We start from the raw sequence: 14,118 nt of genomic DNA, 5'->3' as shown, positions 1-14,118 counted from the left end.
AAGAAAAATTTTGTACCCAACAGAAGTTCTTTTGGCACCGTTCCTTGCGTCGCACACTTGTGCTTTTTTATTCCATACTGATCTTTTTATAATCATCCGGGTAATCCAGGTCTTCAAGAATATGCGGGGTTTGCATATCGATCCGGTGTATATGTGTTTTGTTTTGTTCTACAATTTTTTTACAACCTTCCATCTCTTTGTGCTGCAAAATATCTGCTCTGTATGCTGCTGAAAATATTACAGGATTTCCCTTTTCATTTTTGTAACGCGGTACACAAATACATTTTTCATCATTCTGCAATTGCGTTTCAAAAGCCGTTATTATTGATATATATTCTAAGGCAGTTATGGAAAACATATCTGCCAGGCAGATCATATAACCGCTGCCGGCAGCCACTTCCACGCCTTTTTGTATTGAAGTAGTCATTCCTTTTTCATACAATGGGTTATAAATAATGATAACGGGTAAATGCCGAATAGTCGTTGATACCAACTGCGCTTCATGACCAGTGACTACAATTATTTCTTCTATACCTGCATCCAGCAAATGCTGTAAGGTGGTTTCTATAATGGTTTTACCATTATAAGGCAGCAGTAGTTTATTTTCATTTCCCATTCTTTTTGATAACCCTGCTGCTAAAACAATTGCACTCACCATAATAAGAGACTTGTGGTATAAGTAGTATATGATTCACTAAATTTAACGGAAATTATTACTGTTTTACTGAACGATCCATATTTTGCTTTATAGTAAGTTCACTTAAGATTTTAATACCTTTGTTAAAGATGATTATACAGGTGCTTGCATTTGGTATTGTAAAAGAAATATTTGGCCAGTCAGTTATAAAAATTGACCTGGCTGGTAATAATGTGGCTGCTTTAAAAGATGTGCTGGAAGAAAAATATCCACGCTTAAAGCAATTGGCTTCTTATATGGTAGCGGTAAATAATCAATATGCACAACCCGATCGCTTAATAGATCATACAGATGAGATTGCTATTATACCACCGGTAAGCGGCGGATAATAACTTATATAGCTAACCCAAAGAAAAAAAATGGAGCTTGATATTCAGATAAAAGAAATTGCATTGGATATACCAGCATGTATTGACTGGGCAATGTCCCCGCAATGCGGTGGTATTGATGTATTCATTGGTACGGTGCGCAACGTTACAAAAGGTAAGCGTGTTATAAAGCTGGAATTTGAAGCCTATGCATCTATGGCATTGAATGAAATGCAAAAGATTGCAGCAGACGCGTTTCAAAAATGGCCCGTGCAAAAAATATTGATCCATCATAGAACAGGAACACTTATAACTGGAGATGTGCCTGTTGTAATTGCTGTAGCTGCTGCACACCGCGCCGCAGCTTTCGACGCATGCAGGTATATTATTGATACACTAAAAGAGACAGTACCAATCTGGAAAAAGGAAGTTTTTGAAGATGGAGAAGTATGGGTAGCGGCGCATCCGTAAATACATAATGTTTTATATTGATCACTTTATCATTCCCATTCAGGCAACATATCCGTTTCTGCCACGCCGTCTTTATTTAAATTAAATGCATAAGAAACTGAACCATTGGTAACAACAATTATTGCTGATTGCAATGTTATATTATATCTAAGTATTTGCTGCAATACAACATCGTTTAAAATAACATCCTGTTCCTTGCACTCAATGATCATCCACGGCAGATGAGATTTATACACAACAATATCGCAGCGCTTTTTAAGATCACCAAGTCTGATTTCTTTTTCAACGGCAATAATCGAAGAAGGATATTTTTTTACCTGCAACAGATATTGAATAAAATTTTGACGCACCCACTCTTCCGGCGTAAGCCTTACCCATTTTTTTCTTATCTCATCAAAAATAAATTCTTTGCCCTGCTCTTCTTTAAACCTGAATGAAAAAGCCGGGTATTCTATCTGAAGCATAAGCAAATGTAATAATCAGCAAAGCTGATTTTGTATATTTACAAAATTTAGTTTGTAACATGCTACTGCTGAAGGAAGAAGAAAAGTTGCAGTGTGCGACGCAACAAAAGTTTAATAGCGGCAGCACTGCCGGGTAAATAAAAAAAGTCATGAAAACAAAAGAAGATATTGTAAGCAACTGGCTGCCGCGATACACAGGAGAGTCGCTGAAAAATTTTGGTAAGTATATTCTGCTTACCAATTTCAGTAACTATGTGGATATGTTTGCAGCATGGCATAAAGTAAAAGTGGCAGGCAAAGACAAACCCTTTCAATGCGCCACTGCAGATAATATTACGATCATCAATTTCGGTATGGGTAGCCCCGGTGCAGCTACAGTGATGGACCTCTTGCATGCCATAGATCCTGAAGCTGCTTTATTCCTGGGTAAATGTGGCGGGTTGAAAAAAAGAAACAAGATAGGAGATCTGATTTTGCCCATTGCTGCAATAAGAGGCGAAGGAACATCGAACGATTACTTTCCGCCTGAAGTGCCCGCCATGCCTGCGTTTGCGCTCCAGAAAGCCATTTCAACAACCATAAGAGATTACAAAGTTGATTACTGGACAGGTACCGTGTACACCACCAACAGGCGAGTATGGGAGCATGATGATGCATTTAAAACTTACCTGCAAAAAATAAGAGCTTATGCAATTGATATGGAAACGGCAACTATTTTCACCGTTGGCTTTTATAATAAAATTCCCACAGGTGCACTGCTCTTGGTAAGTGATCAGCCAATGATACCGGAAGGTGTGAAGACAGAAAAAAGTGATAACAGTGTAACGGCACAATTTGTAGAAAAACATTTAAAGATTGGTATTGATTCTCTTAAACAGCTTATCAATAATGGTTTAACAGTAAGACACCTTAGATTTTAAATATTTTATCAGCAGTATTGCTACTATTGATCTTTCGTTGTCTAGCTTCTTCCAGTGGAAGAAGGTCTCACTTGTACGTTCTCATCATACGCAGCAATAGATGATCTTCCTGATTATTCATGACCACCTTACTTAATATAGAAAACCTTTCGATAGATTTTGTAAGCGGTGATGCGACAACATCAGCGTTACAAAATATTTCACTCACCATCAATAAGGGAGAAATTGTTGCTATCGTTGGTGAATCAGGTTCAGGTAAATCTGTAACAGCTTTGGCTGTTTTACAATTATTATCAACACCCCCCGCTATTTATAAAGCAGGAGTTATCAATTATAGAAATAATGATAAGCAAATTAATTTACTGGAGTGTAGTTCAATAGAAATACAGCAATTGCGTGGCAATAAGATTGCCATGATCTTCCAGGAACCGATGACATCATTGAATCCTGTAAAAAACTGTGGCGTACAGGTAGCAGAAGCAATAGTACTGCACAAAAAAATAAGCAACGTATTAGCAAAGCAGCAAACAATACAACTATTTAAAAAAGTACAACTACCAGATCCTGAAAAAATATTTTATAAATACCCACATGAAATAAGTGGTGGCCAGAAGCAACGGGTAATGATTGCTATGGCGATGAGTTGCGGCCCCGACCTGCTTATTTGTGATGAACCTACTACTGCACTTGATGTAAGTGTCCAGAAAAATATATTATTACTGATAAAGCAATTACAACAGCAAACAAATATGGGCGTGATCTTTATAAGTCATGACCTTGGAGTGGTAAGTGAAATTGCAGATCGTGTAATAGTGATGTATAAAGGAAAAATCGTAGAGGAAGGAAATACAAACGAAGTACTTACCGCGCCAAAACATCCTTATACAAAAGCTTTGCTGGCATGCAGACCGGTATTATATAAAAAGGGAGAAAGATTACCGGTGGTAAGTGATTATTTACAAACAGAAGATAATATTAAGCACCAAGAAGATAAGGCACAGGTAAACGATAGAGTAGAAATCAATTTACCAAATCCAATACTCAATACACAGTATTCAATTATTGACCAGCCTAAGGATTTGGTGTCTGTTGAACATTTAAAAGTTTGGTACCCTGCTGGAAAAAATTTCTTAGGTAAGGTAACGGCTTATAAGAAAGCGGTGGATGATGTAAGTTTTGAGATATACAAAGGTGAGACGCTTGGTTTAGTAGGAGAATCCGGCTGTGGCAAAACAACATTGGGCAGAGCATTGTTGGGTTTACTGCCAGCAACAGAGGGGAAAATTATTTTCAACGGTAAAGCCCTGTCGGATGCAACAGCAAAGGAAATGCGGTTGCTGAGAAAAGAGATGCAGATCATTTTCCAGGATCCATATTCATCGCTCAATCCACGCAAAAAGATCGGCGAAGCCATAGCTGAACCAATGTTGGTGCACCGGCTTTTTAAAAAAGGAAAAGAAACAAAAGAAAAGGTGATGGAGTTGCTGAAGAAAGTAAATCTAAATGCAGCGCATTACGACCGTTACCCGCATGAATTTAGCGGCGGTCAGCGGCAAAGGATTGTAATTGCAAGAGCATTGGCGTTGGAGCCATCTTTCGTAGTATGCGATGAAAGTGTTTCTGCACTTGACGTAAGTGTGCAGGCGCAGGTATTGAATTTATTGAATGATCTTAAAAAAGAGTTCGGCTTTACAGCATTATTCATTTCACATGATCTTTCGGTGATTCGTTATATCAGCGATAGAATAATGGTAATGAAGGAAGGATGCATCGAAGAATGCGGCAACGCTGAAGATATTTATAATAATCCGCAACAAGAGTACACAAGGCAACTGATTGATGCGATACCGGGAAAGAAATTAATATTATAAATCTTTATAGAAAGTAAAATAGGCTTCAGGAAAAGCTATTGCATTCTTTTTAAACCCTCCTGATCTGATACATGAATGCAAAATACATTCCCATAGTTAATACTTTCGAGCTTGTTTTTCTCTACGTCAAAAATCAGGTATTCATAACTTTTAAGGATTGAAAAAATCTCTTTCTGGTCTCTTGATATTTCAAACATAATTCTTGGCTTATGTTCACGAAGTATATTTATCATTCCTTTTAAAGCAAGCAATTCTGCAGATTCAATATCAATTTTTATAAAGCCTGTTTTGTGGATTTCTTCCTTTAAGATAAAATCATCAAGACTTATTGTTTCTATTTCCACAACAACTTTTTTCCGTTCATCCTTTATATTCTTGTGTGAATTTGGTCCTATATGATCATTAACAAGTGAGTTATTTTGTCCAGTAATATTTTCAATATAAAATGTTGCGATGCCTGCTGCATCCGAAACAGCCTTTTCAATAAGAATAATATTTTTAAACTTGCTGATCTCTATATTTTTTCTAAGAAAGACTAAATTATTATCTGCCGGCTCAAAAACATACACCTTACCTCCTTCTCCTGTAAGAGAGGAAAAGTATTGTGTCATAAATCCAATATGCCCGCCAACTTCTATCACTGTTGAACCTGGCTCAATTAAAAGCCTGAACAAGTCCATTGTATCCTTTTCTACATCTTTACCCCTGAACCAATATCCTTTATGCATATAGGCATCCAATACTAATTTTCCGCCTGTAAACGGATGCTTAACCCTGATAGTACCAGGATTAAATACGCGTAATACCCATAAGACTATATGCCGTAAACGCTTATTCTTTGAAAGTTTCATGTTTTGGATGAAAATTAATAAATGACGGTATTTATATATCAGTTAGAGGATAAATACTCAAACTCAGATATCCCGGGCTGCACGTCAAAAACAAAAAAATGATAATTATTATCCGTAGATATGGCTTCAGCAAGGAGACCGTTTAAATAGCCTGAAGGCTTATAAACCGCAGGAATAATGATTGTATAACCTTCGATGGCCTCGCTATTACCATTCTGAATACTTACTTTATTATGGGCAACATAAGTGATACAGACATTTTGTAACTCTTTAATATGAGCCACATACTCTCCCATATTTGGATTCCATAATAATTTATTGTTCACATAATCAGAGAGTAATGCTGTAAATTTTATCCATTTTTCAGAGAGTTTCATTTGATCGCTCTTACCAGAGAAAATATGGTTTAAGTAGGGCAGATCATTAAGAATATAAGTATGCCCAATGTGAGTGCCATATTCTTTAATAAGATTATCAAGTGCTTTTTGGTTATATATATCAAGCAAATGGGTGGTCTCAAAAGTCGAGAACATTAGCATATCACCGGGCTTACTTTCCGGAAAAGGCATTCTGTTTTCGCAATATAGGGGTGGTGCATATTGTAGCAGGTCTTTATTATCATAAGGAACAGGTATGTTATTTCTATATGAATTAAATCTCCCCATCGCAGAAAAGAAGATTTTTAGCGATTTAAAAAGATTCCTGTTACCCTTTTTCCACTCAATAAAAATACCTTTGGTAGAGGCCATCGCATACATAAGAAAATCAGTAACAATATTTTTCTTATACCCCCGGTGAAGTAAGGAGCGCAAATAATGTGCAGCGATAAGCCATTTGCCGGTAAAAAAATTCCTGAATATTTTCATAATTATTTTCCGGGGGCCAAATCTCCTGGCTGAAAAAATATTGAGCGTATCTATAGCATCTGTATTTACATCATGGTATGACCAAAGATTATTAAATCCGCCCTGTTTTAAGCTGTTAACAAGCATGTAATCAGGATTTTCTTTTGCCCCCTGACTATAGCAATACTTCAAATAACTGCCATGATCGATCCATGTTTGGGGCCGGTATAATTTTGTAAGTATGGCAAGAGCTTTATGAAATGATGTTGAACTAAGCTGCCCTTTACTCTTTAAAGCATGCGGCACTATCTCGCTGCCGTCTTTATGGAGTGCCTCAATTAATTTAGCATATGGTTGATCTTCCAAAGAATCATTCTTACGTTCTTCGCCGGGTAACGGTGCAAGCGTAAATACGCCTTTTGTTATCTTCAATCCTCTTCCTGCCCAACCATCATTATTATTACCATAAAGAAATATTTTAAGTTTTTGTGCATTATCAAAATCACAATGGTCAGTAAGTATAAAAGCAGCCTTCAGGGCAAAAGGATAGATCCACTGCTGCACCGGAACAAATGATTGACTGAGTGAAAAATAATAAATAGAATAGTTGAATTGATAAATAGTTCCTGATGGTTGAACTGCTGCTGCTGAAGAGATACGCTGTCCTTTTGAAAGGTCCCAGGATGGATGAAGAAAAGCTGCATCGATAATAGCATTAACAGATAAACTATTGATGTCATTCTGCCTGACTAAAAAAGGATGCGGCCTTTCAGACTGAATAATTATTTTTCTTTGGTTGGTGATAATACAATATAAAGTTGCAGATAATGACTTATGATCAAAATGCTCAAAAGGTTTATAGATTTTCTCTATTTTTTCTGCAGTTTCAAAAAAAATCAGTTCATCATATCGCAGATCAGGTGCATATGCTGCAGTCAACAATATTTCAATTGTGGTTTTTTCACACAACTCATTTTTTTGATTTTTATAATTACATTCAAAATATTCAGATGATTTAAATGCTGCATCAATCACTATCGTTGAAAAAGAAAGATCACTGGTTGCCTTCCAGGAAATAACCGCTTTGCGCTCAATCTTCATATTTCTTAAGGTATATCTTTAAGCCAAACACTCTGATTAATTTGAATTGATACCATTTTTCAAGCCCCGCTTTAATTAACCCCTTAATGGAGACTTCATTTAAAGGATCAACAAAACCCAAAAACCGCTTGTCGGGATGATCCCTCATCATTGAATTGAGAATTACAGAAAAAATACCTCTGCCCCGGTAAGCAGGATCGGTATAAGATCCCATCGTATAATAATTGCGACCATATCCAAGTTGGCGTAGCAAAAGATTATTCTTATACACCCAGCTTATGTGTGCTAAATGATCATTTTCAAAAACGGCATAACAGGTATTATCAGCATTCTTATGACGGTCGATAATATTTATGCCGGTAAGCGCATTATCATCAAATATTTTGAGCGTAAAAGTTTCCGGTAATTTTAATATTGGTAGCTTTTCAAAATCTTTTCCCCCATACACATAATTTTTTATGACCGTAGGCTTTATTTTTTTCAATAGTTTTTTCATTTACACTTTACAAATTATTTATTAAATAATTTTATTATGCTACGCAGTTTTGTTCTTATAGCCGAAATACTTTTCCCCTGCAACGAAAATATACGCTCTGCTATTTTCCTGTTAATAACATAGGTATAGAATCCTGGCTTACAAATCTCTTCAGGCCTGAAAGATGTTTTAAACATGTAAACTCCGGACTCCCGTGGAGAATAACTTAAATTATAAATTTTTCTGTCTTCCTTATAAAAGCAGTCCTGCATTATAAGATAATGCAAATTATTGGCGGGACTGTATTTTGCAGGAATGTTCTGCAATTCAAGTGCACCGGAAAAATAAGTGAACGACTGACTGTCTTTCACTATAAAGGCTGCACATATTATTCTGCCATCAAGCGATGCAGTATATACAGAACATAGTTCATGTTTAATACCTTCCTTAAAAATTTTAGTGTAACTTTTCAATGGCCTGTAACTAAATTTTTTTTTACTGCCTAACCCAACAAACAGATCATACACTTTTTCCAGATCTGTTGAAGTCTTTACTTTCTCGAACAGGTAATTTTTTTCATTTGCAAAGCGGATCTTATTTCGGCAATCTGTTCTGAAGCTTTTGAGTAACTCATCAAATGGCTTATAATAAATGTTCAGGTCTATTCCCTGCGATCCTTTATAAGAAGGAAAATAGTCTTTATGCTCAAACTCACTGTCAGTATTTAATAACTCTTCTATAGCGGGTTCATTTGCATTTACACGCAGGAAAGTATACCGTTCTTTAACAGCAAACTTTTTTAACGCAATAAGAGATGACCTGTGATCAACATTTGTTTTAAAAAAAACGGGACCTCTTATAATAAGCCCGGCTTTGAATGGGAAAGCTCCCACATTTAAAATACAGCTATAGCCTAATTCTTGCTGTTGATCGTTAACTAGTTTTATATAAAGCGGCTTTGAGAATAAGAAAAAAGTATAACCTGAAGCATAATAGGGATACTGAAAAAAGGAAGCATGTGTTGCTTTTAGTTTTTCATTCCATTCATTTATCTCAGCTTTTTTTATTTTTACCCACTTCATATTTCTTCAAAAATATTTTGCGACAGCAGCATTTATTGCATATATCCTTTTACCGGTTTTATAAGATAATGAATATGCAGGTTACTATTTTATGGACCGGGCTTACAATTTAATTTTCAGCTCCTGTTGCGTCGCACAATTGTACTTTAAGTATGAATGCAACAGGAAATTCTGAATTGATACTTTTAAAATTTTGCTCTTGCACAGCAATATTCAAACGATGAAGTGAGTGACACAACAGGCGATGCTGCGAGGATCAGGAGCCGGCAACAAAAAATTACATAAGCAATTTGCGGTTCTGGATTTCCATTCCGTTAAACTGCGCATAAAACTCTTTTTTTGTGGCCAGGTCCTTTAATGCTGCAAGATGTTTTTCATGATGCATGTCTGTTCCAAGTAAGTCAACCATGCCATGCTTTACCAGTCTGTCCGCTATAGCTTTAGTTGGTTTACCATAATAACCAAGCAGTGATAAAAGATTTACCTGTAATAAGCAACCAAGATCCAGGTAATGTGTATATTTTTCAAAATCGTTGTGATAGTATGCATAACGTTCAGGATGCGCTAATACGGGCCGTAAGCCTTTTAACCGTAACTGAAAAATAACCTGCTCAATATTCGCTGATGGTGCCACAAAAGACATCTCAAGAAGTATAAGATCTTTGCCAAAAGTAAGCAGCGGTTTGTTTTCTGTTACAAGCTTTTCCATGTCCATATCTACCATATATTCTGCTGCTGCCTCAATAACAATATCTATACCTTTCTTTTTGATAGCATCTTTTACTAATTCAAGTTTAGGCATAATTGTTTCCGGGCTATTAGGATAAATATCGGCAATGATATGTGGGGTGCATATAAGTTTTCGGTAACCCAGGTTGTATAATTCACCAATAAATGCAACAGATTCTTCAAGTGTCTTAAGGCCATCATCAATACCTGGCAGTAAATGTGAGTGCATATCTGCTCCAAGAAAAGAAAGGTCAGCTTCTGTGCGTACAGATTTTTTAAAGAAAGAAAGCATGTGCAAATATAAACAACTGCCTATACCGAAGATGCAAGATTAGTTTGCGGTGTAAATTTGTTATCGTACAACTGGTAAACAGAATTATTACTGATATATTCAGGCAGAATAAATTTCATTTGCTTTACAACATCATCATCCCTGCACTCATTGGCCAGGTCTATAAGCTTCATAATTTGGTCCATTATTTCCTCTTTGTTGTCATCCTGCACTTTTGCGATCAATATTTTCTTATGATGCGTAGGAATCACTTCTTCTTTATCATTGAGTAACTCTTCATATAATTTTTCGCCTGGCCTTAATCCGGTGAAGTCTATTCTTATATCTTTACCTGGTTCATAACCAGCCAGCTTGATCATTTTGGTTGCGAGATCAAGTATCTTAACAGGCTCACCCATATCAAAAAGGAATATTTCGCCACCATTACCCATTGTTACAGCTTCTAATACAAGTGAACAGGCTTCCGGTATGGTCATAAAATACCTGATGATTTCAGGATCTGTAACAGTAACGGGGCCACCTTTGGCAATTTGTTCTCTAAATCTGGGTATAACTGATCCGTTTGAAGCCAGTACATTTCCGAATCTTGTGGTAATAAATTTTGTTTTACCCAGCACAGCATCCATTCTATAAACAAGCGGGTCAACTGCAGGGATATCTTTACTGCTATGATGCAGGGAATGACAATAAATTTCTGCCAGCCTTTTTGAAGCACCCATTATATTGGTCGGGTTAATGGCTTTATCAGTAGAAATAAACAGGAAACGCTCTACACCATAAAACTCTGAAAGATCTGCCAGTACCTTTGTTCCCAGCACATTATTACGAATAGCCTCAGACGGGTGGCTTTCCATAACAGGAACATGTTTATAGGCAGCTGCGTGAAAAACTATATCTGGCCTGTAAACGCTAAAGAGTTGATCCATGGCTGCAATGTCCTTCACATCACCCAGGTAAAATTTCAACTTGGCACCCAGGCCAAAATGCTGTTGTAATTCATATTCAAGATCATGCAAACCAGTTTCTACCTGGTCGCATAGAATAAGAGAAGCCGGGTGCATGGCAGCCACCTGCCTGGCCAGCTCGCTGCCGATAGAACCAGCAGCGCCTGTAATAAGAATATTCCTGTTCGATATGAAATTGGCCACATTCTCATTACACAATTCAATTGCTGGTCTGCCAAGTAATTCTTCGATCTGCACATCGCTGATCTGCTTAAAATTCAAATGCCCGTGTACCCAACGGTCTGCCGGTGGAATGTTCATCAGCTTGACATTATGCACAAGGCATTCATCCGCAATTTTATTTTTTACACTGGCGTCAATATCTGGTTTTGAAAAGAATAAATACTTTATACGTAATGGTTTTAATAAAGACTGAAGCTGGTCAGGCGAATAAATTCTGATGCTATCAATTGTCTTGCCAGCCAGCATTTCATTGTCATCAATAAAAGCCACAACTTTAAATTGCTTATTAGAAATACTAACAATTGTCTTCTGTAATAAAGAACCTTTTATTTCAGCGCCGTATATGATAACATTAGCCGCATTTATATCCAGCTCATCATCCTGGTACAATGTCTTTACCAGTATACGATAGCCGCATATAACAAACGATGCACAAAAAAAGTAACCAAATAAAACAGAATTCGGAATATATAAAGTAGCATGGCTCAATACAAGTATGCCATTAAACAGCAACATAATAAGGAATGAACAAAAAACAGCACTGAGCGCTCTTATTGTTTCATGTATCTCTGAAAACCTGATGATACCTTCATAAGTTTTAAAGATAAAAAAGCTTACGGAAGAAGCTACACATACGGTCATAACACCTTCGGACAGGGTTTCATAATTAAGCGATAAAATTTTAAAATCCGTAAGCAGGTAATTAGCATAAATAAAAGTCCCTATGCAGATAAGTAAGTCTAGAAGAAAAATGACCCATTTAGGAGTAATTCGGTTTTTCAGTAAAAATTTTCTAAACTCTTTCAATGCAGTGTCAGTTTTTGGTTGCACCTGAACAGTGGTTTTTGACAGGATAACATTCAGGTAATTGGTTATTTAAATACTGATAACAATGTGTTAAAGATAATAACAAAATAGACCCGTAAATCTCTTTTAAACGCGTATTGCTTATTTAATTGTATTTTAAGTGGCAGTATTTCTTTGATATAAAAAGCTTCCGGGTCTTTTTGCGTTGCAAGTAATTCACTTTCATGCCTGAAATGTATAGATGCATAGTCTGTTATACCGGGCTTCAGAAGTAGGATTTCCTTTTGTTCAGCAGTGTATAATGTTACATATTTTCTTAGTTCAGGCCGGGGTCCAACAATACTCATATCATTCTTTAAAACGTTATACAACTGGGGTAACTCATCCATTTTATATTTACGTAAAAAATAGCCTGCACGGGTTACCCTGCTGTCTTTGTTGCCAATAGTAATGGAGCTTTTGTGCCCGGTATCAACATACATCGTTCTGAATTTGTACAAAGTAAAATCAATATCATTTTTACCAACCCTGCGCTGTTGAAAGATCACCGGCCCTTTTGAGGATATTTTAATTACCAACCCAATTATCAAAAATAACGGAGAGAGTAAAACGAGTAGTAAACAGGCGATAAGTATATCAAAAAAACGGGTTGCATCTAACATCTCGAATAGAAAGATTTTTATTTTTATGTCCCGGCAATAATTTTTTAAATCATCGTCCCTTGCGTCGCACGCTTGTACGCTTGTGCATTCTTCAACTTAACAGGATATTACTTTAGCTTTTTATTTTAACGCGACAGCATCAACAGCTTTACAAACAGCATCCGCCACTATTTTACAGGTATCATTGTTAAGCTGAGGATAAACGGGTAAGGAGATTTCATTACAGTACATTTTATAAGCTGCAGGATAATCAGCCATACGATAACCTGCCTCTTTAAAAATAGTAAGCATGGGTAATGGCTTAAAATGCACATTTACTGCAACTCCTTTTGCTGCTATCCTTTCAATAACAGCATTTCTTTTTTCTTCATTGATATCTTTTATGCGCAAAGGATAAAGATGGTAAGAAGAACCGGAGCCCGTCTTTTTAAAAGGTGGAAGTATTGCCCACTCATGTAATGCAAAAGCTTCATTATAAAAATCAAACACACGTTTTCTTTCTGCCAATAAATTTTTTTTGTAAGCCCTGAACTGTGCAAGACCCATTGCGGCAAGCACATCAGGCATATTCATTTTAAAACCGGGGTAAACAATATCATACTCCCACCCTCCTGCTGCTGATTTTGTGAATGCATCTTTGGTTTGGCCATTAAGACTCCACAAACGCATTGTACTGTAAATTGCTTCATTACTAAAGGGTGCCGGCATATTGAAGGCAATAACGCCACCTTCTGCAGATGTAACATTCTTTACAGCATGTAAAGAGAAAATAGTGATATCTGCACATTTACCAACAGGCAGGTTATTGTATACAGCACCAAGTGCATGCGCAGCATCCGACATAATCATGATGCGGCCAAGTTGTTGTTGCTTTTCATTGGACGCAGTGAATTTTGATTTAACATCAGCACTCTTTAGAAGCGCATATATTTTTTCATAGTCGCATGGCCAGCCACCAAAGTCAACCGTAATAATGGCTTTTGTTTTAGCAGTGATAGCTGCTTTTATTTTTTCAGGATCAATATTAAAGTCATCGCCAACATCCACCATTACAGGCTTTGCTCCGATATGCATAGCGGCAAGCGCAGTTGCACAATAAGTATATGCAGGAACGATTACTTCATCGCCGCGTGTTATACCAAACCAATGCAACACCAGCATCATGGCAGAAGTGGCTGAATTTACAGCAAGTGCTTTTTCTACTGTGCAATAGGCAGCTATTTCTTCTTCCAGCAGTTTTGTTTTAGGACCTGTGGTTATCCAGCCACTTTGCAAAGTATCAGCAACTTCTTTTATAATATCATCATCTATATATGGTGGTGAAAAGGGGATCATGTTATTTTATTAAGGTAAAAC

14 protein-coding genes are annotated in these 14,118 nt (G+C 36.7%); 4 read left to right on the top strand and 10 right to left on the bottom strand.

The annotated features are described in order from the left end of the window. Positions 1-67 precede the first annotated feature (67 nt). Entirely contained in the window at positions 68-658 is a 591-nt protein-coding gene (locus FRZ67_RS18000; RefSeq protein ID WP_147191839.1) for a nucleotidyltransferase family protein, read from the bottom strand. A gap of 128 nt (positions 659-786) precedes the next feature. Here FRZ67_RS18000 and moaD point away from each other — a divergent pair, with 128 nt between their 5' ends. Next, positions 787-1,026, top strand: coding sequence for a molybdopterin converting factor subunit 1 (gene moaD, locus FRZ67_RS17995; protein WP_147193261.1), 240 nt, complete (start codon positions 787-789; stop codon positions 1,024-1,026). A gap of 30 nt (positions 1,027-1,056) precedes the next feature. After that, positions 1,057-1,476 (top strand): molybdenum cofactor biosynthesis protein MoaE, encoded by a 420-nt coding sequence (locus FRZ67_RS17990; RefSeq protein ID WP_147191837.1) that lies wholly within the window; start codon positions 1,057-1,059, stop codon positions 1,474-1,476. Between the two features lie 29 nt (positions 1,477-1,505). Here FRZ67_RS17990 and FRZ67_RS17985 read toward each other — a convergent pair whose 3' ends face one another. Then, entirely contained in the window at positions 1,506-1,940 is a 435-nt protein-coding gene (locus FRZ67_RS17985) for a type I restriction enzyme HsdR N-terminal domain-containing protein (protein ID WP_147191835.1), read from the bottom strand. A 149-nt stretch (positions 1,941-2,089) separates the two neighbouring features. On the opposite strand from FRZ67_RS17985, the gene FRZ67_RS17980 reads away from it, so the two are divergent. Further along, entirely contained in the window at positions 2,090-2,860 is a 771-nt protein-coding gene (locus FRZ67_RS17980) for an AMP nucleosidase (protein ID WP_147191834.1), read from the top strand. Between the two features lie 119 nt (positions 2,861-2,979). Continuing rightward, positions 2,980-4,731 carry an ABC transporter ATP-binding protein gene (locus tag FRZ67_RS17975; RefSeq protein ID WP_147191832.1) on the top strand — a complete coding sequence of 584 codons (1,752 nt, stop codon included), beginning with the start codon at positions 2,980-2,982 and terminating at the stop codon, positions 4,729-4,731. A 35-nt stretch (positions 4,732-4,766) separates the two neighbouring features. Here FRZ67_RS17975 and FRZ67_RS17970 read toward each other — a convergent pair whose 3' ends face one another. The 8 genes from FRZ67_RS17970 to FRZ67_RS17935 form a co-directional block, all read right to left on the bottom strand. Beyond that, on the bottom strand, positions 4,767-5,582 hold the full coding sequence (locus FRZ67_RS17970) for an FkbM family methyltransferase (protein ID WP_147191830.1): 816 nt from the start codon (positions 5,580-5,582) through the stop codon (positions 4,767-4,769). A gap of 38 nt (positions 5,583-5,620) precedes the next feature. Then, on the bottom strand, positions 5,621-7,528 hold the full coding sequence (locus FRZ67_RS17965; RefSeq protein ID WP_147191828.1) for a hypothetical protein: 1,908 nt from the start codon (positions 7,526-7,528) through the stop codon (positions 5,621-5,623). Then, positions 7,518-8,024, bottom strand: coding sequence for a hypothetical protein (locus tag FRZ67_RS17960; RefSeq protein WP_147191826.1), 507 nt, complete (start codon positions 8,022-8,024; stop codon positions 7,518-7,520). The genes FRZ67_RS17965 and FRZ67_RS17960 overlap by 11 nt, the downstream gene beginning before the upstream one ends. A 14-nt stretch (positions 8,025-8,038) precedes the next feature. Continuing rightward, positions 8,039-9,085 (bottom strand): GNAT family N-acetyltransferase, encoded by a 1,047-nt coding sequence (locus FRZ67_RS17955; RefSeq protein WP_147191824.1) that lies wholly within the window; start codon positions 9,083-9,085, stop codon positions 8,039-8,041. 277 nt (positions 9,086-9,362) lie between these two features. After that, positions 9,363-10,106, bottom strand: coding sequence for a tyrosine-protein phosphatase (locus FRZ67_RS17950; protein WP_147191822.1), 744 nt, complete (start codon positions 10,104-10,106; stop codon positions 9,363-9,365). A 20-nt stretch (positions 10,107-10,126) separates the two neighbouring features. After that, positions 10,127-12,124, bottom strand: coding sequence for a polysaccharide biosynthesis protein (locus FRZ67_RS17945; RefSeq protein WP_147191820.1), 1,998 nt, complete (start codon positions 12,122-12,124; stop codon positions 10,127-10,129). 41 nt (positions 12,125-12,165) lie between these two features. Next, entirely contained in the window at positions 12,166-12,762 is a 597-nt protein-coding gene (locus tag FRZ67_RS17940; RefSeq protein ID WP_147191818.1) for a sugar transferase, read from the bottom strand. Positions 12,763-12,882: 120 nt separating this feature from the next. Continuing rightward, the gene (locus tag FRZ67_RS17935) at positions 12,883-14,097 is read right to left on the bottom strand and encodes a DegT/DnrJ/EryC1/StrS family aminotransferase (protein WP_147191816.1); all 1,215 of its coding nucleotides are present in this window, start codon (positions 14,095-14,097) and stop codon (positions 12,883-12,885) included. Positions 14,098-14,118: the final 21 nt, after the last annotated feature.

This window comes from Panacibacter ginsenosidivorans (genome assembly GCF_007971225.1).
Classification (GTDB): Bacteria; Bacteroidota; Bacteroidia; order Chitinophagales; family Chitinophagaceae; genus Panacibacter; species Panacibacter ginsenosidivorans.
The sequence above is the reverse complement of the archived record's forward strand: the minus strand, read 5'-3'. Positions and strand labels throughout refer to the sequence as shown.